Annotated in this window: 19 protein-coding genes and 1 pseudogene; 4 read left to right on the top strand and 16 right to left on the bottom strand. The window is 71.0% G+C overall.

What is annotated here, in order from left to right:
- Window positions 1-21: 21 nt before the first annotated feature.
- The 14 genes from nuoL to OH807_RS23790 all read right to left on the bottom strand — a co-directional run bounded on the left by nuoL (window position 22) and on the right by OH807_RS23790 (window position 15,807).
- Window positions 22-1,935: an NADH-quinone oxidoreductase subunit L gene (nuoL, locus tag OH807_RS23855; RefSeq protein ID WP_406202302.1), complete on the bottom strand. Its 1,914-nt coding sequence runs from the start codon at window positions 1,933-1,935 to the stop codon at window positions 22-24.
- 14 nt (window positions 1,936-1,949) lie between these two features.
- Entirely contained in the window at window positions 1,950-2,249 is a 300-nt protein-coding gene (nuoK, locus tag OH807_RS23850) for an NADH-quinone oxidoreductase subunit NuoK (RefSeq protein ID WP_209412994.1), read from the bottom strand.
- Entirely contained in the window at window positions 2,246-3,136 is an 891-nt protein-coding gene (locus tag OH807_RS23845; RefSeq protein ID WP_406211148.1) for an NADH-quinone oxidoreductase subunit J, read from the bottom strand. Before OH807_RS23845 ends, nuoK begins: the two co-directional genes overlap by 4 nt.
- 65 nt (window positions 3,137-3,201) lie before the next feature.
- The gene (gene nuoI / locus OH807_RS23840; RefSeq protein WP_406202300.1) at window positions 3,202-3,813 is read right to left on the bottom strand and encodes an NADH-quinone oxidoreductase subunit NuoI; all 612 of its coding nucleotides are present in this window, start codon (window positions 3,811-3,813) and stop codon (window positions 3,202-3,204) included.
- 6 nt (window positions 3,814-3,819) lie between these two features.
- Entirely contained in the window at window positions 3,820-5,175 is a 1,356-nt protein-coding gene (gene nuoH / locus OH807_RS23835) for an NADH-quinone oxidoreductase subunit NuoH (protein WP_406202298.1), read from the bottom strand.
- A complete protein-coding gene (locus OH807_RS23830; protein WP_406202296.1) occupies window positions 5,172-7,763 on the bottom strand; it encodes an NADH-quinone oxidoreductase subunit G in 2,592 nt (863 codons plus the stop codon). Before OH807_RS23830 ends, nuoH begins: the two co-directional genes overlap by 4 nt.
- The gene (gene nuoF, locus OH807_RS23825; RefSeq protein ID WP_406202294.1) at window positions 7,760-9,121 is read right to left on the bottom strand and encodes an NADH-quinone oxidoreductase subunit NuoF; all 1,362 of its coding nucleotides are present in this window, start codon (window positions 9,119-9,121) and stop codon (window positions 7,760-7,762) included. The genes OH807_RS23830 and nuoF overlap by 4 nt, the downstream gene beginning before the upstream one ends.
- Window positions 9,121-9,996 (bottom strand): NADH-quinone oxidoreductase subunit NuoE, encoded by an 876-nt coding sequence (gene nuoE / locus OH807_RS23820; protein ID WP_406202292.1) that lies wholly within the window; start codon window positions 9,994-9,996, stop codon window positions 9,121-9,123. Before nuoE ends, nuoF begins: the two co-directional genes overlap by 1 nt.
- The gene (locus tag OH807_RS23815) at window positions 9,993-11,351 is read right to left on the bottom strand and encodes an NADH-quinone oxidoreductase subunit D (RefSeq protein ID WP_406202290.1); all 1,359 of its coding nucleotides are present in this window, start codon (window positions 11,349-11,351) and stop codon (window positions 9,993-9,995) included. Before OH807_RS23815 ends, nuoE begins: the two co-directional genes overlap by 4 nt.
- Window positions 11,351-12,064 (bottom strand): NADH-quinone oxidoreductase subunit C, encoded by a 714-nt coding sequence (locus OH807_RS23810; RefSeq protein ID WP_406202288.1) that lies wholly within the window; start codon window positions 12,062-12,064, stop codon window positions 11,351-11,353. The genes OH807_RS23815 and OH807_RS23810 overlap by 1 nt, the downstream gene beginning before the upstream one ends.
- Window positions 12,061-12,615, bottom strand: coding sequence for a NuoB/complex I 20 kDa subunit family protein (locus OH807_RS23805; protein ID WP_406202286.1), 555 nt, complete (start codon window positions 12,613-12,615; stop codon window positions 12,061-12,063). Before OH807_RS23805 ends, OH807_RS23810 begins: the two co-directional genes overlap by 4 nt.
- A gap of 116 nt (window positions 12,616-12,731) precedes the next feature.
- The gene (locus tag OH807_RS23800) at window positions 12,732-13,091 is read right to left on the bottom strand and encodes an NADH-quinone oxidoreductase subunit A (RefSeq protein ID WP_014137597.1); all 360 of its coding nucleotides are present in this window, start codon (window positions 13,089-13,091) and stop codon (window positions 12,732-12,734) included.
- 899 nt (window positions 13,092-13,990) lie between these two features.
- The gene (locus OH807_RS23795) at window positions 13,991-14,725 is read right to left on the bottom strand and encodes a response regulator (RefSeq protein WP_406202284.1); all 735 of its coding nucleotides are present in this window, start codon (window positions 14,723-14,725) and stop codon (window positions 13,991-13,993) included.
- The gene (locus OH807_RS23790; protein WP_406202282.1) at window positions 14,722-15,807 is read right to left on the bottom strand and encodes a sensor histidine kinase; all 1,086 of its coding nucleotides are present in this window, start codon (window positions 15,805-15,807) and stop codon (window positions 14,722-14,724) included. The genes OH807_RS23795 and OH807_RS23790 overlap by 4 nt, the downstream gene beginning before the upstream one ends.
- 185 nt (window positions 15,808-15,992) lie before the next feature.
- Between OH807_RS23790 and OH807_RS23785 the strand changes: the two genes are divergently transcribed.
- Window positions 15,993-16,709 carry a hypothetical protein gene (locus OH807_RS23785; protein WP_406202280.1) on the top strand — a complete coding sequence of 239 codons (717 nt, stop codon included), beginning with the start codon at window positions 15,993-15,995 and terminating at the stop codon, window positions 16,707-16,709.
- A gap of 13 nt (window positions 16,710-16,722) precedes the next feature.
- Here the strand turns inward: OH807_RS23785 and OH807_RS23780 are convergent, their stop codons facing one another.
- Both OH807_RS23780 and OH807_RS23775 read right to left on the bottom strand, forming a co-directional pair.
- Window positions 16,723-17,658, bottom strand: coding sequence for a DMT family transporter (locus OH807_RS23780; RefSeq protein ID WP_406202278.1), 936 nt, complete (start codon window positions 17,656-17,658; stop codon window positions 16,723-16,725).
- Window positions 17,659-17,906: 248 nt separating this feature from the next.
- Window positions 17,907-18,581 (bottom strand): annotated as a pseudogene (locus OH807_RS23775) (CatB-related O-acetyltransferase).
- Window positions 18,582-18,672: 91 nt separating this feature from the next.
- Between OH807_RS23775 and OH807_RS23770 the strand changes: the two are divergent.
- The 3 genes from OH807_RS23770 (at window position 18,673) to OH807_RS23760 (ending at window position 20,775) form a co-directional block, all read left to right on the top strand.
- Window positions 18,673-19,341: a TetR/AcrR family transcriptional regulator gene (locus tag OH807_RS23770; protein ID WP_406202276.1), complete on the top strand. Its 669-nt coding sequence runs from the start codon at window positions 18,673-18,675 to the stop codon at window positions 19,339-19,341.
- Window positions 19,342-19,624: 283 nt separating this feature from the next.
- On the top strand, window positions 19,625-20,302 hold the full coding sequence (locus tag OH807_RS23765; RefSeq protein WP_406202274.1) for a peptidylprolyl isomerase: 678 nt from the start codon (window positions 19,625-19,627) through the stop codon (window positions 20,300-20,302).
- A gap of 134 nt (window positions 20,303-20,436) precedes the next feature.
- Window positions 20,437-20,775, top strand: a complete 339-nt coding sequence (locus OH807_RS23760) for a MazG-like family protein (RefSeq protein ID WP_406202272.1) — start codon at window positions 20,437-20,439, stop codon at window positions 20,773-20,775.
- Window positions 20,776-23,533: the final 2,758 nt, after the last annotated feature.

Raw genomic sequence — 23,533 nt, 5'->3', positions numbered from 1 at the left:
GGTCTGTGTGTTCCCTGTCCATCAGACGGACCTCATCAGCAGAGTCGTGGCGACCAGCACCAGCGTGCCGCCGAACATGGAGAGCGCGTACGAGCGGACGTAGCCGTTCTGGATCCGCCGCAGCCGGCTGGAGATGCCGCCGATAGTGGCGGCCAGGCCGTTGACGAAGCCGTCCAGGCCGCGGCTGTCGAAGAAGACCAGGGCCGCGGCGAGCGCCGAGCCGGGCCGGACCAGGACGGCGTGGTTGAAGTCGTCCTGGAGGAGGTCCCGGCGGGCGGCGCGGGTGAGCGCGGAGCCCACCGGCGGCACCACGGGGACGGGCGAGCGCCAGTACATCAGGTAGGCGACCGCGACCCCGAGCACCATGCAGGCCGTGGCGAGCAGCGTGACCGTCAGCGGGGTGAGCGGCGAATGGCCCTCCTCGTGCCCGGTGACCGGCTCCAGCCAGTTGACGAAGGAGCTGTTCAGGACGAACAGCCCGCCGGCGAAGACCGAGCCGAAGGCCAGCAGGATCATCGGCGTCGTCATGGTGCGCGGCGACTCGTGCGGGTGCGGGTCGTTGCCGTCCGCGTCGGGCTGCCAGCGCTTCTCGCCGAAGAAGGTCATGATCATCACGCGGGTCATGTAGAACGCGGTGACGGCCGCGCCGACCAGGGTGCAGAGGCCGAGGATCCAGCCCTCGGTGCCGCCCTTGGCGAAGGCCGCCTCGATGATCTTGTCCTTGGAGAAGAAGCCGGACAGGCCCGGGAACCCGATGATGGCGAGGTAGCCGAGGCCGAAGGTGATGAACGTGATCGGCATGTACTTGCGCAGGCCGCCGTAGTGACGCATGTTCACCTCGTCGTTCATGCCGTGCATGACCGACCCGGCCCCGAGGAACAGCCCCGCCTTGAAGAAGCCGTGCGTCACCAGGTGCATGATCGCGAAGGCGTAGCCGATCGGACCGAGACCGGCCGCCAGGATCATGTAGCCGATCTGCGACATGGTCGAGCCGGCCAGCGCCTTCTTGATGTCGTCCTTGGCGCAACCGACGACCGCACCGAAGAGCAGGGTCACCGCGCCGACCACCACCACGGCGGTCTGGGCGTCCGGTGCCAGGTTGAAGATGGCACCGGAGCGGACGATCAGGTAGACGCCCGCGGTCACCATGGTGGCCGCGTGGATCAGGGCCGAGACCGGGGTCGGGCCCTCCATGGCGTCACCCAGCCAGGACTGCAGCGGCACCTGCGCGGACTTGCCGCAGGCCGCCAGCAGCAGCATCAGGCCGATCGCCGTCAGCTTGCCCTCGCTCGCCTGCCCCGCCGCCCCGGCCGCGCCCTCCGAACCGAGGATCGCCCCGAAGGAGAAGGAGCCGAACTCCACGAACATCAGCATGATCGCGATGGAGAGGCCGAGGTCACCGACCCGGTTGACGAGGAACGCCTTCTTGGCGGCCGTCGCGGCGCTCGGCTTGTGCTGCCAGAACCCGATCAGCAGGTACGAGGCGAGCCCGACGCCCTCCCAGCCGAAGTACAGCAGCAGGTAGTTGTCGGCCAGCACCAGCAGCAGCATCGCCGCCAGGAAGAGGTTCAGGTAGGCGAAGAAGCGGCGTCGGCGCTCGTCGTGCGCCATGTAACCCACCGAGTAGAGGTGGATCAGCGTGCCCACGCCGGTGATCAGCAGGACGAAGGTGATCGAGAGCTGGTCGAGCTGGAACGCCATGTCGGCCTGGAAGCCGTTCACCGGGATCCAGGTGTACAGGTACTTGGTGACGGCGCGGTCCTCGGCGGTGCGGCCCAGCATGTCCCAGAACAGGACGAGACCGAAGGCGAAGGAGAGCGCGGCCAACGCGGTGGCCAGCCAGTGGCCGAACCGGTCGAAGGCCCGGCCACCGAGCAGCAACAGGGCAGCACCGGCCAGCGGGGCCGCCACGAGCAGCGGAATGAGTGAGTTCACCGAAGGCCCTCCGCCTACAGCTTCATGAGATTGCTGTCGTCGACCGAAGCGGAGTGCCTGGTCCGGAAGATGGAGACGATGATCGCGAGGCCGACCACGACCTCGGCCGCCGCGACCACCATCGTGAAGAACGCGATGATCTGGCCGTCCAGATTGCCGTGCAGCCGGGAGAAGGTGACCAGGGCCAGGTTCGAGGCGTTGAGCATCAGCTCGACGCACATGAACAGCACGATCGCATTGCGCCGGATCAGCACGCCGGAGGCGCCGATGGTGAACAACAGGGCCGAGAGATAAAGGTAGTTGACCGGGTTCACTCCGCGCCCTCCTCGTCGTGGTCGGGCACCGGCCGGACGGTCGGCACCGGCTCCAGGGACTTGCGCGGACCGGTCACCGGCGGACGCTCGGACGGCGGGCGGCCCAGCCACTCGGCGGTGGTGGACTCCAGCTCGGCCATCCGCTGCATCACCTCCTGGCTGACGTCGCGGATCTGGCCGCGGTCGCGCAGCGTCGCCGACACCGAGTCCTCGGCGATCGTGCCGTCCGGCAGCAGGGCCGGCGTGTTCACCGCGTTGTGCCGGGCGTACACGCCGGGCGCCGGCTTCGGCGGGATCTGGATGTTGTCCCTGATCCGCTCGGCGGCCAGCTCGCGCTGGGTCTTCGGCGCCTTCACGTGCTCGCGGTGGGTCAGCACCATGGCGCCGATCGCCGCGGTGATCAGCAGCGCGCCCGTCACCTCGAAGGCCCAGACGTACTTGGTGAAGATCAGCCGGGCCAGGCCCTGGACGTTGCCCTCGGCGTTCGCCTCGGCGAGGCCGGTGAAGGTGTCCAGCTTCGCGTTGGCGATGCCCGCGATCAGCAGCACCCCGAAGCCGAGCCCGCAGAACACCGCGGCGAACCGCTGGCCCTTCAGCTGCTCCTTCAGCGAATCGGCGCTGGTCACACCGACCAGCATGACCACGAAGAGGAAGAGCATCATGATCGCGCCGGTGTAGACGACGATCTGCACCACGCCCAGGAAGACGGCGCCCTCGGCCATGTAACAGACCGCCAGGGCGAGCATGGTGGCCGCCAGGCAGAGCGCGCTGTGCACGGCCTTGCGCATCAGCAGCATGCCGAGCGCGCCGCCGACGGCGATCACCGCGAGCACCCAGAACTGGACGGCCTCTCCGGTGGACGCCGCACCGGTGGCGGCAGCGGCCAGGGAGGAGTGGGCGGCACCAGTGGCGGCGGCCAGGGAGGAGTGGGCGGCAGCGAGGGAGGCGGACGTCACGACTGCTCCTCCTTCTCCCGGTCGGTGCGCTCCTGCTGGACCGTCCCCGGCGCCGCCGCGGTGATCTCGCCCCGGTAGTAGGCACCCTCGTCGGTGCCCGGGAAGATCTCGTGCGGGCTGTCCACCATGCCCTCGGAGAGGCCGACCAGCAGCTGCTCCTTGGTGAAGATGAGGTCCTGGCGGGAGGAGTCCGCGAGCTCGTACTCGTTGGTCATGGTGAGCGCGCGGGTCGGGCAGGCCTCGATGCAGAGGCCGCAGAGGATGCAGCGGGCGTAGTTGATCTGGTAGACCGCGCCGTACCGCTCGCCGGGCGAGTAGCGCTCGTCGTCGTGGTTGTCGGCGCCCTCGACGTAGATCGCGTCGGCCGGGCAGGCCCAGGCGCACAGCTCGCAGCCGACGCACTTCTCCAGCCCGTCCGGGTGCCGGTTCAGCTGGTGACGGCCGTGGAAGCGCGGAGCGGTGGGCTTCTTCTGCTCCGGGTACTGCTCGGTGAGCCGCTTCTTGAACATGGCCTTGAAGGTCACGCCGAAGCCGGCGGCCGGCCCGAGGACGGAAGGCTTGTCGGGCCGGTCTGGCCGGTCGCCGCTGCCGTTCTGGTCGGACGACATCTCGGTTCAGCTCCCTTCGGAATGGTCGGCGCCGTTGAGGGCGTCCTGGAGTTGCTTCGGGGCGCGACTGCGCCGGCGCGGCACGGGCGGCAGCTGCTGCCCGGGCAGCGGCGGCACCGGGTACCCGCCCGCCATCGGGTCGAACGCGCCCTCCGCCTGCGGCCCGGCGCCACCTCCGCCACCGGGCGGTGCCTCCGCCTCCGGCTTGCGCTTCAGGACGTCCCGGACGAGGGCGAGCAGCAGGATCACGCCGGCCGGGGCGCCGACGTACAGCACCACCTCGCCGAAGCCGTAGCCCTCGTTCCGCAGCGCCCGGACACTGGCCACCATGACCAGCCAGACCAGCGAGACCGGGATCAGCACCTTCCAGCCCAGCTTCATGAACTGGTCGTAGCGGAGCCGGGGCAGGGTGCCGCGCAGCCAGATGAAGAAGAACAGCACCACCTGGATCTTGAGGACGATCCAGAGCATCGGCCACCAGCCGTGGTTGGCCCCCTCCCAGAAGGTGGAGATCGGCCAGGGCGCCCGCCAGCCGCCGAGGAACAGCGTGGACGCCACCGCCGAGACCGTGACCATGTTGACGTACTCGGCCAGCATGAACATCGCGAACTTCAGCGAGGAGTACTCGGTGTTGAAGCCGCCGACCAGCTCGCCCTCGGCCTCCGGGAGGTCGAACGGCGCCCGGTTGGTCTCCCCGACCATCGAGATGATGTAGACGATGAAGGAGACCGGCAGCAGCACCGCGAACCAGGTCGGCTGCTGCGAGGAGACGATCTCCGAGGTGGACATCGACCCCGAGTAGATGAACACCGCCGCGAACGACAGGCCCATCGCGATCTCGTAGCTGATCATCTGCGCGGACGAGCGCAGCCCGCCGAGCAGCGGGTACGTCGAGCCGGAGGACCAGCCGGCCAGCACGATGCCGTAGATGCCCACCGAGGCGGTGGCCAGGATGTACAGCAGCGCCACCGGGAAGTCCGTCAGCTGCAGCGGCGTCCGGGTGCCGAAGATCGACACCTCGTTGTCGGCCGGGCCGAACGGGATCACCGCGAAGGCCATGAACGCCGGGATCGCACAGACGATCGGGGCCAGGATGTAGACCGCCTTGTCGGCGCCCTTGACCACCAGGTCTTCCTTGAGCGCCAGCTTCACGCCGTCCGCGAGCGACTGCAGCGTGCCCCACGGGCCGTGCCGGTTGGGCCCGATGCGCAGCTGCATCCAGGCGACGACCTTGCGCTCCCAGACGATCGCGATCAGCACCGTGCCGACCAGGAAGGCGAAGCAGAAGACCGCCTTGAGCAGCACCAGCCACCAGGGGTCGCGGCCGAAGAAGCCGAGGGTCTCGTACGCGGCGAGGTTCACTGCTCCCCCTCCGTGGTCGTGGTGGTGGCGGTGCCGGTGGTCGTGGTGGTGCCCGTGGTGGTAGCGGCGGTGGCGGCGGTGCCGGTGGTGGTGCCGGTGGCCGTGCCGGGGGTGTCCGGGAGGGTGTCCGGGGTGAGGGTGTCCGCCGCCACGGTGACCAGGTGGCCGACGGTGGTGCCGAGGACGCGGTGGGCGCCGCCCGGGGTGGAGTTGAGCGGGATCCAGACCGTGCGGTCCGGGATGTCCTTGGCGATCTCCAGCGGCAGCGTCAGCGAACCGGCCGGGCCGGTCAGCCGCAGCGCGGCCGTCGGAGCCGCGACGGCGCCGATCTCCTCGGCGGTGGCCGGCGAGATCCGGGCGACCGCCCGGTGCCGGGTGCCCGCCAGGTGCGGATCACCCTGCTGGAGCGTGCCGTTGTCGAGCAGCAGGCGCCAGCCCGCCAGCACCGCCTGACCGGCGGCCGGGCGGGGCAGCAGCCCCGGGTGGGCGGCCGGGTCGGTGGCCCGGTCCCCCGTCCACGGCGCGAACCGGTCCAGCTCCAGCCGGGCCGAGCGGACGTCCGCCAGGCCCAGCCGGTGGCCCAGCGCGTCGGCCAGCATGTTCAGCACCCGGGCGTCCGGGTGGAGGTGACGGCCCACCTGCTGGTCCGGCTTGAGTGCGGCCTCGAACATCCGCACCCGGCCCTCCCAGTCCAGGAAGGTGCCGGCCTTCTCGGCCACCGCGGCGACCGGCAGCACCACATCGGCCTGCGCGGTGACGGCGGACGGGCGCAGCTCCAGCGAGACCACGAACGGCACGGCGGCCAGGGCCTCCTCGGCGAGCGCCGGATCCGGCAGGTCGTCCGGATCGACGCCGCCGACCAGCAGCGCGTCGAGGTCCCCGGCGGCGGCCGCCGCGAGGATCTGGTCGGTGTCCCGGCCGATCCGGGCCGGGAGCTCGGCGACGCCCCAGGCGGCGGCGGTCTCGGCACGGGCGGCCGGGGCGGAGACCGGGCGGCCGCCGGGCAGCAGCCCGGGCAGGGCGCCGGCCTCGATCGCGCCGCGCTCGCCGGCCCGGCGCGGGACCCAGGCGAGCCGGGCGCCGGTGGCGTGCGCCAGCCGCAGCGCGGCGGTGAGCGCACCCGGGGCCGCAGCCAGCCGCTCGCCCGCCAGGATGACGGCGCCGGGGGTGTGCAGCAGCTCGGCGGCACGGCCGGCGTCGTCGTTCAGCGGCTCGTCGGCGGCGAGGGCGGCGAACCACTCGGCCTCGGTGCCGGGGGCGGCGGGCAGCAGCGCGCCGCGCAGCTTGGTCAGGCCCCGGGAGCCGAAGGCGGCGATCGAGTAGACCTTGGGGCCGCCGGCCCGGGCGGCCTTGCGCAGCCGCAGGAAGACGATCGGCGACTCCTCCTCGGGCTCCAGGCCCGCGAGCAGCACGACCGGCGCGTCCTCCAGCTCCTGGTAGGTGACGCCGGCACCGTCGATGTCGGTACCGCGACCGGCGACCACAGCGGCCAGGAAGTCCGCCTCCTCGCCGCTGTGCGGGCGGGAGCGGAAGTCCACGTCGTTGGTGCCGAGCACCACGCGGGCGAACTTCGCGTAGGCGTAGGCGTCCTCGACGGTGACCCGGCCGCCGGTCAGCACGCCGGTGCGGGCGCCGCGCAGCCCCTCGGCCGCCCGGGCCAGCGCCTCCGGCCAGGAGACGGGGACGAGCTCGCCGTTCTCCCGGACCAGCGGAGTGGTCAGCCGGTCACGCTGCTGGGCATAGCGGAAGGCGAACCGGCCCTTGTCGCAGTTCCACTCCTCGTTGACCGCCGGGTCCTCCCCCGCCAGCCGGCGCAGCACCTTGCCGCGCCGGTGGTCGGTGCGCTGGGCGCAGCCGGCCGAGCAGTGCTCGCAGACGCTCGGTGAGGAGACCAGGTCGAACGGGCGGGAGCGGAAACGATAAGCCGCCGAGGTGAGCGCGCCGACCGGGCAGATCTGGATGGTGTTGCCGGAGAAGTACGACTCGAAGTCGTCGCCCTGGCCGGTGCCCACCTGCTGGAGGGCGCCGCGCTCGACCAGGTCGATGAACGGGTCCCCGGCGATCTGCTGCGAGAAGCGGGTGCAGCGGGCGCAGAGCACGCAGCGCTCGCGGTCCAGCAGCACCTGGGTGCTGATCGGCACCGGCTTCTGGTACGTCCGCTTCATCCCCTCGAAGCGGGAGTCGCTCTCGCCGGTGGACATCGCCTGGTTCTGCAGCGGGCACTCGCCGCCCTTGTCGCAGACCGGGCAGTCCAGCGGGTGGTTGATCAGCAGCAGCTCCATCACGCCGCGCTGCGCCTTCTCGGCCACCGGCGAGCTGACCTGCGTGCGGACCACCATGCCCTCGGCGACCGGGATCGTGCAGGAGGCGACCGGCTTGCGCTGGCCCTCGACCTCGACGATGCACTGCCGGCAGGCGCCGGCCGGGTCGAGCAGCGGGTGGTCGCAGAAGCGCGGGATCTGGGTGCCGACCTGCTCGGCCGCCCGGATCACCAACGTCCCCTTGGGGACCTGCACTTCGACGCCGTCGATGGTGAGCGTGACCAGGTCGACCGCGGCCTTGGAGGTGGCTGGTTCTGTGATCGTCACGCGTGCACCTCCCTTTCGGTGGCGGACTGGTGGCCGGGGCGGGGGCCGTCGGCCCAGACGGTGGAGGCGGCCGGGTCGAACGGGCAGCGGCGCTCGGTGAGGTGCTGCTCGTACTCGGCCCGGAAGTACTGGAGCGAGGAGACGATCGGGCTGGCCGCGCCGTCACCCAGGGCGCAGAAGGACTTGCCGTTGATGTTGTCGGCGATGTCGAGCAGCTTCTCCAGATCGCCGGCCACACCCTCGCCGGCCTCGATCCGCTTGAGCAGCTGGACCAGCCAGTACGTGCCCTCGCGGCACGGCGTGCACTTGCCGCAGGACTCGTGGGCGTAGAACTCCGTCCAGCGGGTCACCGCCCGGACGACGCATGTGGTCTCGTCGAAGACCTGCAGCGCCTTGGTGCCGAGCATCGAACCGGCCGCGCCGACGCCCTCGTAGTCCAGCGGGACGTCGAGGTGCTCGTCGGTGAACATCGGGGTGGACGAGCCGCCCGGGGTCCAGAACTTGAGCCGGTGCCCCGCCCGGATGCCGCCGGTGATGTCCAGCAGCTGGCGCAGCGTGATCCCGAGCGGGGCCTCGTACTGACCGGGGTTGGTGACATGGCCGGAGAGCGAGTAGAGCGTGAAGCCGGGGGACTTCTCGGTGCCCAGGCCCTTGAACCACTCCTTGCCGCGGGCCAGGATCGGCGGCACCGAGGCGATCGACTCGACGTTGTTGACCACCGTCGGGCAGGCGTAGAGGCCGGCGATCGCCGGGAACGGCGGGCGCAGCCGGGGCTGGCCGCGGCGCCCCTCCAGCGAGTCCAGCAGCGCCGTCTCCTCGCCGCAGATGTACGCGCCGGCGCCGGCGTGCACGGTGATGTCGAGGTTGATGCCGGAGCCGAGGATGTCCTTGCCGAGCAGCCCCGCTTCGTACGCCTCGGCGACCGCGGCCTGGATCCGGCGGAGCACCGGGACGACCTCGCCGCGCAGGTAGATGAACGCGTGGTCGCAGCGGATCGCGTACGAGGCGATGATCATGCCCTCGATCAGCGAGTGCGGGTTGGCGAACAGCAGCGGGATGTCCTTGCAGGTACCGGGCTCGGACTCGTCCGCGTTCACCACCAGGTAGTGCGGTTTGCCGTCGTTCTGCGGGATGAACTGCCACTTCATCCCGGTGGGGAAGCCCGCGCCGCCGCGGCCGCGCAGGCCGGAGTCCTTGACCAGGGCGATCACGTCGTCCGGGGGCATCGCGAGGGCGGCCTTCAGGCCCTCGTACCCGGCGTGGCGGCGGTAGGTGGCCAGCGTCCAGGGGCGGCTGTCGTCCCAGGAGGCGGAGAGCACGGGGGTGAGCAGCTTCTCGGCCGGCTCGGCGGAGGTCATCACGCTTCGGTCCCTTCGTGGCCGGCCTCGTCGTGGTCGGACGTTCCGTGACCGGGTGCGTCATGGCCGGGCGTCCCGTGGGCGGAGGCGTCGTGGCCGGGCGTCCCGTTGGCGGAGGCGTCGTGGCCCGTGGTCCCGTGGCCGGTCCCCTCGTGGCGGGGTGCGACGACACGGGTGCCGCCGGTGCCGGGGAGGGCCTCGCCCCGGGCCAGCCGCAGACCGGCCAGCGAGGGCGCACCGCCCGCGCCGGACTCGTCGACGGCGCCCGGGCGCTCGTCGGAGAAACCGGCCAGGATCCGGGCGGACTCCTTGAAGCTGCAGAGCCGGGCGCCGCGGGTGGGCTGGACCTCCCGGCCCGCGCGCAGCTGGTCGACCAGCTGCCGGGCGCTCTCCGGGGTCTGGTTGTCGAAGAACTCCCAGTTGACCATCACCACGGGGGCGTAGTCGCAGGCCGCGTTGCACTCGATGTGCTCGATCGAGATCTCGCCGTCCCCGGTGGTCTCGTTGTTGCCGATCCCGAGGTGCTGCTGGAGCTCGTCGAAGATCTGGTCGCCGCCGAGCACCGCGCACAGGGTGTTGGTGCAGACCCCGACGTGGTACTTCCCGGCCGGCCGCCGCCGGTACATCGTGTAGAAGGTGGCGACGGCGGTGACCTCGGCGGTGGTGAGGTCCAACTGCTCTGCGCAGAAGCGGATGCCGGTCGGGCTGACGAAGCCCTCCTCGGCCTGCACCAGGTGCAGCAGCGGGAGCAGCGCGGAGCGCGCCACCGGATAGCGGCCGATCAGCTCGGCGGCGTCGGCCGCCAGGCGGGTGCGCACCTCCTCGGGGTACGGCTTGGCCGGCAGCGCCGGCAGTCCGAGTTCCACATTGCTCACCGGTCCACGCCTCCCATCACCGGGTCGATCCCGGCCACCGCGACGATCACGTCGGCCACCTGGCCGCCCTCGCACATCGCCGCCATCGATTGCAGATTGGTGAACGACGGATCCCGGAAGTGCACCCGGTACGGCCGCGTCCCGCCGTCGCTCACCACGTGCACGCCCAGCTCGCCCTTGGACGACTCGACCGCCGCGTACGCCTGCCCGACCGGGACCCGGAAGCCCTCGGTGACCAGCTTGAAGTGGTGGATCAGGGCCTCCATGGAGGTGCCCATGATCTTGCGGATGTGGTCGAGCGAATTGCCCATCCCGTCCGGGCCGACGGCCAGTTGGGCGGGCCAGGCGATCTTCTTGTCGCCCACCATGACCGGGCCGGGGCGCAGCCGGTCCAGGCACTGCTCGATGATCCGCAGCGACTGGCGGATCTCCTCCAGCCGGATCAGGAAGCGGCCGTAGGAGTCGGCGCTCTCGGCGACCGCGACCTCGAAGTCGTAGTTCTCGTAGCCGCAGTACGGGTCGGTCTTGCGCAGGTCGTGCGGCAGGCCGGTGGACCGCAGGACCGGGCCGGTGACTCCAAGGGCCAGGCAGCCGGCCAGGTCGAGGTGCCCGACGCCGGCCAGGCGGGCCTTGTACACCGGACTGTTGGCGGCCAGCTTGTCGTACTCGTGCACGCGGGACCGGAGGGTCTTCACCGTCTCGCGGATCTGGTCCACCGCACCGGGCGGGAGGTCCTGCGCGACGCCGCCGGGGCGGACGTAGGCGTGGTTCATCCGCAGACCGGTGACCATCTCGAACACGTCCAGGATCAGCTCGCGGTCGCGGAACCCGTAGACCATCACCGTGGTGGCGCCGAGCTCCATGCCACCGGTGGCCATGCAGACCAGGTGCGAGGCGATCCGGTTGAACTCCATCATCATGACCCGGATGACGGTGGCCCGCTCCGGGATGTCGTCGGTGATCCCGAGCAGCTTCTCGACCGCCAGGCAGTAGGCGGTCTCGTTGAACAGCGCGGTCAGGTAATCCATCCGGGTCACGAAGGTGGTGCCCTGGACCCAGCTGCGGAACTCCATGTTCTTCTCGATACCGGTGTGCAGGTAGCCGATGCCGCAGCGGGCCTCCTTCACCGTCTCGCCGTCGATCTCCAGGATCAGCCGCAGCACTCCGTGGGTGGACGGGTGCTGGGGGCCCATGTTGACGATGATGCGTTCGTCGTCGGCCCGGCCGACGGCCTCGACCACCTCGCCCCAGTCGCCGCCGGTGACGGTGAACACCCGGCCCTCGGTGGTCTCGCGGGCCTCCGCCGACTCTGCCGCCGCCGCCCCTGCTGCCTCTTCGTAATGCTGAGTACTCATCAGCTGTACGACCTCCGCTGGTCGGGCGCCGGGATCTGGGCGCCCTTGTACTCGACGGGGATGCCGCCGAGCGGGTAGTCCTTGCGCTGCGGGTGGCCCTGCCAGTCGTCCGGCATCATGATCCGGGTCAGCGCGGGATGGCCCTCGAAGATCAGACCGAAGAAGTCGTAGGTCTCGCGCTCGTGCCAGTCGTTGGTCGGGTAGACGCTCACCACCGACGGGATCCGCGGATCGGCGTCCGGCGCGGTGACCTCCAGCCGGATCAGCCGACTGTGCGTGATCGAGCGCAGGTGGTAGACGGCGTGCAGCTCGCGCCCCCGGTCGCCCGGGTAGTGGACGCCGCTCACACCGAGGCAGAGCTCGAAGCGGAGCGCCGGGTCGTCGCGCAGGATGCGGACCGTCCGCAGCAGGTGCTCGCGGGCGATGTGGAAGGTGATCTCGGCGCGGTCGACAACGGTCTTCTCGATCACGTCCACCGGGTCGAGCCCCTGCTCCTCCAGGGCGCCCTCCAGCTCGTCCGCAACCTCGTCGAACCAGCCCCCGTACGGGCGTTGGACGGCGGGCGGCAGGGCGATCGGGGTCGTCAGGCCGCCGAAGCCGGAGGTGTCGCCGGTGCCCTTCGCACCGAACATGCCCTGGCGCCGGCCGACCACCTCGACCGGGATCTCCCTGCGGGGGTGCTCGCGGCGGGTCTCGGGTACCTGTTCGTTCATCGCAGCAGCCCCCGCATCTCGCTCACCGGGGTGGCCTTCAGCGCGAGTGCCTCGCCCAACTCCTCGGCCCGGCGGCGGTTGGCCCCCAGCGGCTCGTGCTGGATCTTGTCGTGCAGCTTCAGGATGGCGTCCAGCAGCATCTCCGGACGGGGCGGACAGCCGGGCAGGTAGATGTCCACCGGGACGATGTGGTCGACGCCCTGCACGATCGCGTAGTTGTTGAACATCCCGCCCGAGGAGGCGCAGACACCCATCGAGATGACCCACTTCGGGTTGGGCATCTGGTCGTAGACCTGGCGCAGCACCGGGGCCATCTTCTGGCTCACCCGCCCCGCCACGATCATCAGATCGGCCTGCCGGGGGGAGCCCCGGAACACCTCCATGCCGAACCGGGCCAGGTCGTAGCGGCCGGCGCCGGTGGTCATCATCTCGATGGCGCAGCAGGCCAGTCCGAAGGTGGCCGGGAAGAGCGACGCCTTGCGCACCCAGCCCGCGGCCGTCTCCACACTCGTGAGCAGAAAGCCGCTCGGCAGCTTCTCCTCGATTCCCATCAGATCCCTCTCAATGCCCTCGGTGCCCTCAAGTCCTGTGGTTCGTGCACTCGTTCGGGTCGCTGCACCCGGACGGGCTTGTCCGCCCGTTCACAAAGTCAGCGGCCGCCCCGCACTCAGTCCCACTCCAGGCCGCCACGACGCCAGACGTAGGCGTAGGCGACGAAGACGGTGGCGATGAAGAGGAGCATCTCGACCAACCCGAAGATCCCCAGGGCGTCGAAGCTCACCGCCCACGGGTAGAGGAAGACGATCTCGATGTCGAAGACGATGAAGAGCATCGCCGTCAGGTAGTACTTGATCGGGAACCGACCACCGCCCACGGGCTGCGGTGTCGGCTCGATGCCGCACTCGTACGCCTCCAACTTGGCCCGGTTGTAGCGCTTCGGGCCGGTGAGTGAGGCCATCACGACGGAGCCGACCGCGAACGCCGCCGCGATGGCACCGAGTACGAGGATCGGCGCGTAGGCATTCATAGCCCCCGCTCCCTCCGTCCAGTCGTCCTTGACTGCAGATCGGAACCGACGGGTCACGCTGTGGTGGACCCGCGTTCCAGTTCCCGAGATCCACCTCATGTGAGGCAGTTCACAAAGCCTGGAACGAGCGCATCCTATGCCCGTCCGCTTGTGATCTGCGACACGCAGTTCACGACGATCTTTGTGATCTACGCCACCCCTGGAATGGTGGCGAAAGTGAACATGCCCAGAGTTGTCAACACAAAGAAGTCAAATGGTCACAACCAGTCGCATTTATCTGCGAAGCGGCTGGTCAGGGCCGCGCTCCTATATCAACTATGCTCCACCCAGGGCAAATTTTCGGGCGTCATGTTGACGTGTTATAGCGGCTCACTCGCAGGGGTGGCGGTACCCCGAACGTCCGCTTGACCCTTCGTTCACAAGCGCGCGAGAGGTGATGGACGAGGGGCGGTGGGGTGGGCACCGGGGTGGTGCGGGGGCCGGCGAGGTGCGGGGGCCCGGGTGAGGCCGGGGTGGGGGTGAGGGTGAGGGGGGATGGGGGATGGGGGATGGGCGTGGGGGTGGCACGCGCGGGGCAGAGTCGAAGTGGCGGGCGGTCGCCGGCGATGCCCGGCGATGCCCGGCGGTGGCGGGTGGGTGCCGGTGGCGCGGAGGCGGTCAGTGGTGCGGGGTGGGCGGTGGTGCGGGGTGGGCGGTGGCTTCGGCGGCGCGCAGGTCGGCTCGGCGCCTGGCGGTGATTCCGGCAGGGCGAGCGGGCGCGGTGCGTGCGCTGCGTGCGGTGCATGCGGTGGGTTGGCGGGCCGGTGGGTTGGCGGGCCGGTGGGTTCGCGGGCCCGCCCGGTTCACGGGCTGGCGTTGTAGCGATCAGGCGGGGGTGCGCGAGGCGAGAAGGTAGCGGCTCAAGAGCCGGTCTCCCACGCCCAGGCTGCGATTCCCACCCGGTTCCGGGCTCCGATCTTGCGCTGGATCGTGGCCAGGTGGTTCTTCACCGTCCCGGCAGCGATGAACAGCTCCGCTCCGATCTCCGCGTTGGTGGCTCCCCCGGCCACCAGCTGGGCGATCTCCTTCTCCCTCAAGGTGAGTTCCTCGATGAACGCGGGCGGCTGCTGGTCCTGCCCGTACTGCCTTCCCCTCCTGTCGTGGTCCTCGTTTCCCTGGTCCCGACCGCGCCCCTGTGTCTGGCCATCGCCGTACGGCTGCCCCGTTCCGTACGGCTCCGCCTGCTTCGACAGCTGTTGCAGCAGGCGGACGGTGACCTGCGGACTGATCAACGCATCCCCGGCGACCGCCGCCCGGACCGCCTCCGCTAGCAACGCCGGGCCCGAACGCTTCAGCAGGAATCCGGCCGCACCCGCCCGGATCGCCGCGTGAACGTACTCGTCCAGGTCGAAGGTGGTCACCACGACCACCCGGAACTCCCCACCCAACCGCCGGGTCAGCTCCAGCCCGTCCAACCTGGGCATCCGGATGTCCGCGAGGATCACATCGGGCTTCAGTCGGCCGGCGGCCTCCACCGCCGCCTCGCCGTCCTCGACATCACCCACCACCTCGATGTCCGGCTGTGCGTCCAGGATGATCCGGTACGCGCTGCGGATCGCCTCGTCGTCGTCGGCGAGAAGTACTCGGATGCTCATCGGCCCTCCAAGGGGATCGTTGCGGTGACCTGCCAGCCGCCTGCACGTGCTCGGCCGGAGGCGAGCGACCCGCCCAGCGCTTCGGCCCGGGCCGCCAGCCCGGCCAGCCCGCTGCCGCCGCTCCGACGCGCTTCGCCGAGCCGCAGCCCTGACGGCGCTCCGCCGCCGCCGTCGTCCTGCACCACGACCTCCAGCCGCCGCCCCTCGCGCCGCACTCGGACGTCCACCACACGCGCGGTGGGTGCGTGGCGGCGGACATTGGTCAGGGCCTCAACCACGATCCGGTAGGCCGTGGCCGCCACCTCCCGAGGAATGCCGGGCTGATCCGCCGAGGCGTCCAGCCTCACCGTGACGCCCCCGGACTCTGCGAACCGGTCGGTAAGGGCGGTGAGTTCGGCCAGGCCCGGCTGCGGCCCCCGCTCCGGGCCGTCCGCCTCCTCGCTGCGCAGCAGGTGGACGGTCCGGTCCAGCGAGGTCAGCGCTTGCTGCCCGGCCTTCTCTATCCGCTCGAACAGGGCGGCCGCCCGGACCGGATCGGAGGCGGCCAGCACCATGCCGGCCTGCGCCTGGGCGACCATGCCACTCACGTCGTGTGCCACGAAGTCATGAAGGTCATGGGCGAGTTCGAGGCGCTGGGCGCGCCGGGCCGCGGTGACCGAACGTCGCCTGGTCTCGTCCAGGCGGCGCAGGTACAACCCGGCCAGCACCGCCGGCATCGTGAGCACTGCTCCGAACCCGAACAGGGTCAGCACGTCCACCGGCCCGACGACCACCTCGAAGCGGGACGGCCAGAGCGTGACCGCACCGCCGATCATCCAGGCCACCGCCGCGGACCGTCGTCCGTCCTCCGCACGCAGTGCCGGTATCACCAACAGGAGCAGGCAGGCGACTTCCAGCAGGCCGACGACGCCGGACCAGCGGTCCCCCTCGGCCCACCGGCCGGCCACCCAGACGGCGACCGTGACGGTGACCGAGACCGCCCCGGCCCCGCCGGCCAGGGCCACCAGTCCGTACCGCGCCCGCATCACCCATCCGAGCAGCAGGGCCACCGGGACCACCAAGCACAGAATCTGACTCATCATCGCCCCCCTTTCCTGCCGCCAGCGTACGGACCGCGACGTCCGGTCGCCTCTGCCGATCGGCACATTCCTACCGGTCGTGCGAGCAGCGGGAACAGCCCGATCGGCACTGCCGCCGACCACCCCCCGGACCCCAGGCTTGCCTCATCGAACCGGCCGTCGGGGCCGGCCGGAAGGGAGTCCCCACCATGACCGAATCGACCAGGGTCGGCGGCAGCACCCTCAACAGCACCGCGGCCGCCGCCAACGCCGGCGCCGGAGCCGTGACCGTCCCCGCTCCGGCGGCGTCCCGCACAACAGCTCACCGAAGCGCGGCGCCCCGAAGCACGGCGCACCGCACCGCGGCGCACCGAACGGCAACGCGCGCCTGGCGGGGCTTCCGGCCCGGCGGCCCTGCGACGCCCGTCCCGCGCTGGGCGGAGCTGGCGGCCAAGGCCGCCGTCTGGACCACCGTGCCCTCCGGGCTCTGGCGGATCGCGTTCGGTCTCGGCATCCCGGTCGGTTTCAGCGGGGAGTTCGCCGAGACGGCCGCTCGCCACAACCCCGGCTGGGGCACCGTGTACGTGCTGGTCCTGAGCGCGCTGGCCGAGACACTGGCGTTCCTCACCGTCGGGTTGGTCCGCCCCTGGGGAGAGGTGGTCCCGCGCTGGATCCCGCTGATCGGCGGCCGGGCCGTCCACCCGCTCGCCGCGATCGTCCCGGCCGCCCTGGGCTCCGCGATACTGACCGCGCTCGGAACGGCCGCGCTGTTCGGCGGCTGGAGCAGCAGCATGAGCCTGCCCGAGTCACCGCACGGCATGGCCGGCCTGGTCATGACGCTCTGCTACCTCCCGCTGGTGGCCTGGGGTCCGCTCGTCGCACTCGTCACCGTCGTCTACGCCCGCCGGACTCTGGGGCGCCGGTGACGTGCGCATCCAGTCAGACCGACGCGGGCTGTGCCGCCACCTCCGCCGGCTCTACCTCGTCCGGGGCCGGAGTCACTGCGGTACGGCGGCCCCACTCGGTGGCGACCAGGACGAGGGCCCCGCCCAGCAGTGCCAGCGGGCCGAGGTGGTTGCCGGCCAGGGTGATCCCGAAGACCGCGGCCCAGAGCGGCTCGGTCCCGAGCAGCAGGCTGACCCGGGACGGTGAGGTGGTGCGGACGGCCCACATCTGCACGAAGAAGGCGAACAACGTGCAGAGCAGCGTCAGATGCAGCAACCACGCCCACTGGGTGGGCCCGTACGACGCGGCGACCGTCCAGGGCATCGGCCCGGCAAAGGGTGCGACAGCGACGAACACCAATGTCGCGCTGGCCAGTTGGACCCAGGTGAGGGCCAGCGAGTCGGTGTCCCGGATCGCCCGGAGGCGGGACATGGCCAGCACGTGCACCGTCCGCACCACGGCAGCACCGAGTACCAGCAGATCACCCAGCGACGGAGCCTTCAGCCCACCGCCGCCGGTGAGCAGGGCGACCCCCACCACTGCCAGTCCGGCGGCGGCGAGGAAGGGCCTCGGCAGTGGCGTCCGGGCGAGTGCGCTCTCTGCGAGAGGAGTGAACACCATGGTGAGACTGATGATCAGGCCTGCGTTGGTGGCCGAGGTGTGCACCGCACCGTAGGTCTCCAGCACGAAGACACCACCGAGCACCGACCCCAGGACGACGCCACCCCACCACCCGGCCCGGCCCATTCGCCGCAGCCCCCGCCAGGCGACGACCGCCAGCAGCGGCAGCACCAGACCGAACCGCAGCACCAGCATCGCCATCACCGTCCCCGGCTCGGCCACCCGCTGGACGGCGAGAAAACTCGACCCCCACACCACGGCGACCAGCAGGACGGGCACATCACGAAGGAAGGACGAAGAACCGCGCATGAAGAGGACCCCTCCGGAGCGAACGGAACCGATGAGAGATTCCCGTACGCCATCGGACGGATCTCGGGCCAGGGTGGACGTCCCGACCACGGGCCCGCCATCTTCGCGCACCCGGCTGCCGGCGATCAATGGCTTTCGGGCACCCAGTGTGACCGCGCCGCCTCCCGCACACCGCGTCGTCCCCGCATCGGTCGGCGACCCGGCGCCGGCGGGCGATCGGCTGGCCGGCGTCAGGACATCGGCGGACCTCAGTGCGCCACCAAGCCGTGCGCCTCCGCGATGGCCTCGATGTCGGCGGGCGTGCCGGACATGATGGCCCGGACGTGTTCGGTGACGAGCTCCACCGGCCAGTCCCACCAGGCGGCGCGCAGCAGCCGTCGATGTCCACCTCGTCGAAGCGCCGGCGAATCGGACGGGCTGGGTTCCCGCCGACGACGGTGTAGGGCTCGACGTCGGCGGTGATCATGGCACCGGCCGCGATGATCGCACCGTCGCCGATCCGCACCCTGGGCAGCACGGTGGCGCCGTGACCGAACCAGACGTCGTTGCCGACGACGGTGTCGCCCGGGCCCGGGAGGCCGGTGACGATGTCGAGGGTCTGCTCGGTCCAGCTTCCGCCGAACATCGTGAACGGGAAGGTGGAGACTCCGATGGTGGGGTGCACGGCCGCGGCCATCAGGAAGCGGGTGCCCGTGGCAATCGCACCGTACTTACCGATCACCAGCCGCTCGGGCCCGTACGCGTAGAGGACGTTGCGTTCCTCGAAGCGGGTGGCACCCTCCAGGTCGTCGAAGTAGGTGTAGTCGAAGGAGGTGTACTCGCCGTCCTGGATCCGTGGGTCGCTGACAAGCGGGCGCAGCAGGACGACGCGGTCGTGCCCAGCGAGCGGGGAGCGCGGTGGGGTCGGGGATGGCAGCAGGCATGGAACTCCTCAAAATGCGACGCTAGTCGCATTAAGATGAGGGTCGCACGGCAACACCGCCGCGGCAAGCCTTAACGCGACTGGAGTCGACTTTGAACAAGGCCACCCCAACCGACACCTCCGACACCGACCCGCCCCACACCGACCCGTCCCACACTCACACCCCCACCCCCCGGCCCGGTGGGCGCAGCACCCGGGTGCGGGCGGACGTGGTGGCCGCCACGCTCGCCGAAGTAACGGAGAAGGGGTACGAGGAGCTGACGGTCGACGCGGTCGCAGCCCGCTCCGGAGTTCACAAGGCCACGCTGTATCGCCGCTGGGGCGGGGTGGACGGCCTGGTCGCGGACGCGCTCGCCGCTTCGGCCGACCAGCCCTGGCCACTCCCCGACACCGGCGACCTCATCGGCGACCTGCGCCGGATCACGCATGAAGTCTTCGCCGTGTTCACTGATCCCGAACTGGGCCCGACCCCGACCGCCCTCATCTCCGCCGCCCAGCGCTCCGACGCCGGAGCCGCTGCCCTGCGCACCTTCTTCACCGCCCGCCACCACCAAGCCGCCGAGGCAGCCGATCGAGCCGTCGAACGCGGCGAGCTTCCGGCCGGCACGGACGGCGCCGAAGTGATCCGGGCGGCGACCGCTCCCCTCTACTACCGCCTGTTCGTCACCGGCGAGCCGTTGGACGCCCGCACCGCGGAACGGGCTGCGGACGCAGCCGCCCTCGCCGCCCGCGCCGGCCTCTTCACCACGGAGGCCGACTGATCCCTTCCTCCGCAACCAACGAGCAGCCACCACGGAGCCCGGCCACCCTTGGAGCACCCCTCCCAGAACGGCCCCTCATGACAGCCGCCCTCCGAACCGGCTGCGGGCGGGCGCCGACCACTCCCGGGAACGAGGCCACCGGAGCCCGCGGCAACGGCGGGAGCGGCGAACACGCCCAACCGCCCAACCGCCCAGGTCGCGACGTCTACCGCATCTGCGCCCGGACGTGGATGATGTCGCCATGACAAATTTGCCGTCCATCACCCCCCGGAAGGCTCGTCACGTGAAGCGCAAACACTGGGCGTTGCTCGCCGTTGCCACCGTCCTCCCGCTCGTCGCGACCACGGGAACTGCTGCCGCGGACACCCCGTCGGCCGCCCCGTCGCCGACCGCGCCCACCACCACCTGCGCATACACCCCGGCGGTGCCCGCCGACAACTTCAAGGGCATCCCGGTCTTCGACGCCAAGAAGGCCGCCAAGCCCTACAGCGCGACCCTGAAGACCAGCCAGGGTGCGATCACCTTCCAGGCCCTGACCGCCGAGGCCCCCTGCACCACCTTCTCGTTCCGCTTCCTCGCCGAGCACGACTACTTCGACCGGAGCCACTGCCACCGGCTCACGACCCAGCGCATCTACGTGCTGCAGTGCGGAGACCCGACCGGCACCGGCAGCGGCGGCCCCGGCTACTCCTTCCCGGACGAGAACCTGACCGGCGCCACCTACCCCGCCGGCACCGTGGCCATGGCGAACGCGGGCCCGAACACCAACGGCAGCCAGTTCTTCTTCGTCTGGAAGGACACCAAGTTGTCCCCCGCCTACACCCCGTTCGGGCGGATCACCGCAGGTCTGGACGTCCTGCAGAAGATCGCGGCCGGTGGCGAGGACGACCAGAACAACCCCGGCGACGGCTTCCCGACTCTCCCGGTGAACATCCGCAACGTGAAGATCAGCGCCCGCTGAGCACCCGGACCGACACCCGGGCCAACATGCAGGACAACGCCCGGGCCAACACCCAGGCCAACACCCGGACCGACACCCGGCCGGGCTCCCGTACGGTGGCAGCTCCATCAAGCGGCCGTACGGGAGCAGAGCGCATGGACAGCAGGATCTGGGAGAGCGTCGACCACATGGTCGCCTGGCTGGACGACGAGAGCCGGCTCTCGGCCCCGGAGGAACGCCTGCTCCGCATCCTCAAGCTCTCCGAGGAGGTCGGCGAGGTCGGGGCCGCGGTGATCGGGGCCACCGGCCAGAACCCTCGCAAGGGAGTCACTCACTCCTGGGAGGACGTCCAGCACGAACTGTGCGATGTGGTGTTCTCGGCACTGGTCGCCCTGCGCACGCTGACCCCGGATGCCTCCCGGGTGTTCGCCGAGCGGCTGGCGTACGTCGAACAGCGGTCGGCCGCCAGCCGACGGCCTGCCGACGAAGCCTGAGTCGAGCAACCACCGAGCAGCCGGCGAGCAGCGCCCGTCCGGCTCGCCCGGGGCCGACCGAGGAGTGACCAAGGAGCGGGCGAGTGGCAGGCAAGGACCGGGCAAGAGGTGGACAAGTCCGACACGGTCGCCCGGCAGGACCCGCAGCACCACCGGCCTCCGGCAGCCTCGGTCACGGCCCTACCAACCCAAAGCTATGGCCATGTCAAATAACGCCACTGGCTGTAAAAGAGCCGTAACAATCAGGTCATCAATCGCCATTCGTTGCCCCTTCGCGCCATGCCGAGGTGCCCGGAAGCGAGTTCCTCGGGCGAGCCTCTTGCTTTACCTGGATTAACAAGGCGAAATACTCGAAGGCGCGTCAGAAACTTGGTTCGATCGCCCAGTTGTAGATCGCGTCACCCCGCCGCCGGGGCGTTTCGGCGGAGTCGCCCCTCCCCGGTGGGCGACCGCCGGCGTTACACACCCTCTGAGGGAGGGGGGACGGCCTTGCAGTGGCCCACAAGGGGGCAAGGTGGACATCCACCCCCTGTCGGGGCGGCCCGCGGGTGTCCGGGCCGCTGGAAAAGAACGTGAGATAGGCCACATGGCGCGCCCGCCGGAGCACTCCGACCCGGATCTGGGCGATCCGGGTACTGCCGGGGACCGGCTGCGGTAGTGTGCGGCGCATCACCGGGCGCCCTGCCCTCACCAGACGGACGGGCACCCCCTCGCCCCCACCGGGGCTGAAGGCCGGAGCGGGTCAGATCGACCAGGCCCGACCCCACCGACCATCCGTCGGCCCGCGCACATCAGCCCATAGCGGCGATCTCCCCGCGCGACCTCCCCCTGTGACCTCCCCCTGTGACCTCGCCTGGCGATCTCCACCGGCGATCTCCGCCCAAGAAGGCTCCTGCTGCGCGATCGAGGCCCCACCAGCCCCGACCCGGCACACCACCCAGGGCGTACCCGCGACCACCGAGTCGTCCGGCAGACCGCCCAGCCACCCGGCCGCCCAGCCACCCGGCCACCCGGCCACCCGGCCACCCGGCCACCCGGCCGGACACGCCGCAGGCCCGCCGTACGGTTCCGCCTCCCGCGCACCCCTCAGCGTTCTCGCCACCGGAACTTCCCCGCGGAGGATCCGCCCCCGCGCAGAGCACTGCCGCCACCGCAGCCCTCCCCCGCCCCACAGGCCATCTCCGCCCCCACCGGCCCTCACGCCAGGGCCCGCGGGGGCCGGCTCGCCGCAGGCGGCACGCAGCACGTCCAGGCGCTCCGAGCCCGAGCCCGAGCCCGCACCCCTGCCGCCGACCGGGCCCGTTCAACATCGGCACACCCGGGCCCACCAGGCACTTCTCCCCCTCGCACACAACGCGGCCGCGCCTCGGCGCCGGCGGGCCTTGTGTCGGCCAGGCTTATTGCACAATACTTGCAACTACTAGTCATAGGCAGCTAGAGACGGGTGGGCGACAGTGGTCGGACCGGTGGTGGCGCAGCGAATCGCATCGCCCTGCGCCCAGGCCTCCAGCCACGCGCCCACCCGCACCACCACCGCGGTGACCTGCAAGGCACCGGACCGACGCAGGCCCGCGCCCGTCGAAGCCCACACTCCCACGGAGGCCCGCACCGTCACTCCGAGGCCCGGCCGGGCGCTCCCCCGCCCGCCCAGCGCCCACACGTCCACGACCGGCAGCCACACGCTCCCTTCCGGCACGCGCCTCACCAGCACCGCAACTGCCGGTGCCCCTCCCCGCCATGGCCACGGCTCGACCGGCGCCCGCCACCTCGGCCCAGCACCCGCCTAGCGGCAGCACCACTCCAGCAACAGCACCCACCACAGCAACATCTCCACAGCACCGCCCACCACAGCGCCACCCACCGCAACAGCACCCACCGCAGCACCGCCGCACCCCCCGGCGCAGCCGGGCACCCCGACCAGCTCCCCCCGGCTCTCCACCGACCCTCCGCCGGCCCCACCGCCTCCCGGCCAGCCCCCGGCCAGCCCCCGCCCGTTCCCCGCCCGTTCCCCGCCGGCCCCACCCGCCGCCACCCGGACCCACCCGCCGCCACCACCGACACCCCGCCCCGAGTCCGCCTCCGCGCTGGACCCCAGGCGTACGAAGGGCCCGGACGGAGCAAGGCGCGAGCGACTTCCGCTCCCCGCTCCCCGCTCCCGCTCCCCACCCCGGGCAGGTTCGCACCAGCCGTCGGCAGCTGATCCAAAACTCGTTCGTGCAGGAGGCGTTGGAGGTCCGTACGGGGGTGGCGACGCCGGCTGTGGGCGCCGTCACTCCGGGCCTTTCGTGGCCGGCAATGCCGGCCTGCCGCCGGGCCGCACCGGCCTCCGGCCATCCCCTGTCGGCACACCGGCCGGAGCCTCCCGCCCGACCCCCGCGCCAAGTAGAAACGGGTGCACGGCAATTGCGCCGACCGTCGCCCGACTCGGGTGGCGGCCATCACAGTTTTCACCTAGACAGCAACACTTTTGACGGATAGTCATCATCTAGCGACGCCGAGTAGAGGGCGCCCCCGAGTCGGGTGATCCGCCCCGGCGCACGTGGATACCCGGGGTGCAGCCCGGTGCCCGACGGATACCGCGGCCCGCAGAACGTGATCTCGCCGCAATAGGTGGGCCGAAGTCCGGCCGGATGCGGCATCCGGGCAGCTCAGTCCGGGTTTCAAGACCCTCGGCGCGACCACGGAACGGCATCGGGGATTTACAGCGGGTCGCTTCTCGACTTATAGTCACGCCCGGTGGGAGAACGCTAGACCGGTG

Origin of the sequence: Kitasatospora sp. NBC_01560 (assembly GCF_045208415.1) — a bacterium.
Lineage (GTDB): Bacteria > Actinomycetota > Actinomycetes > Streptomycetales > Streptomycetaceae > Kitasatospora.
Note: the sequence above shows the minus strand (reverse complement) of the source record. Positions and strands in the feature narration are given on the sequence as shown.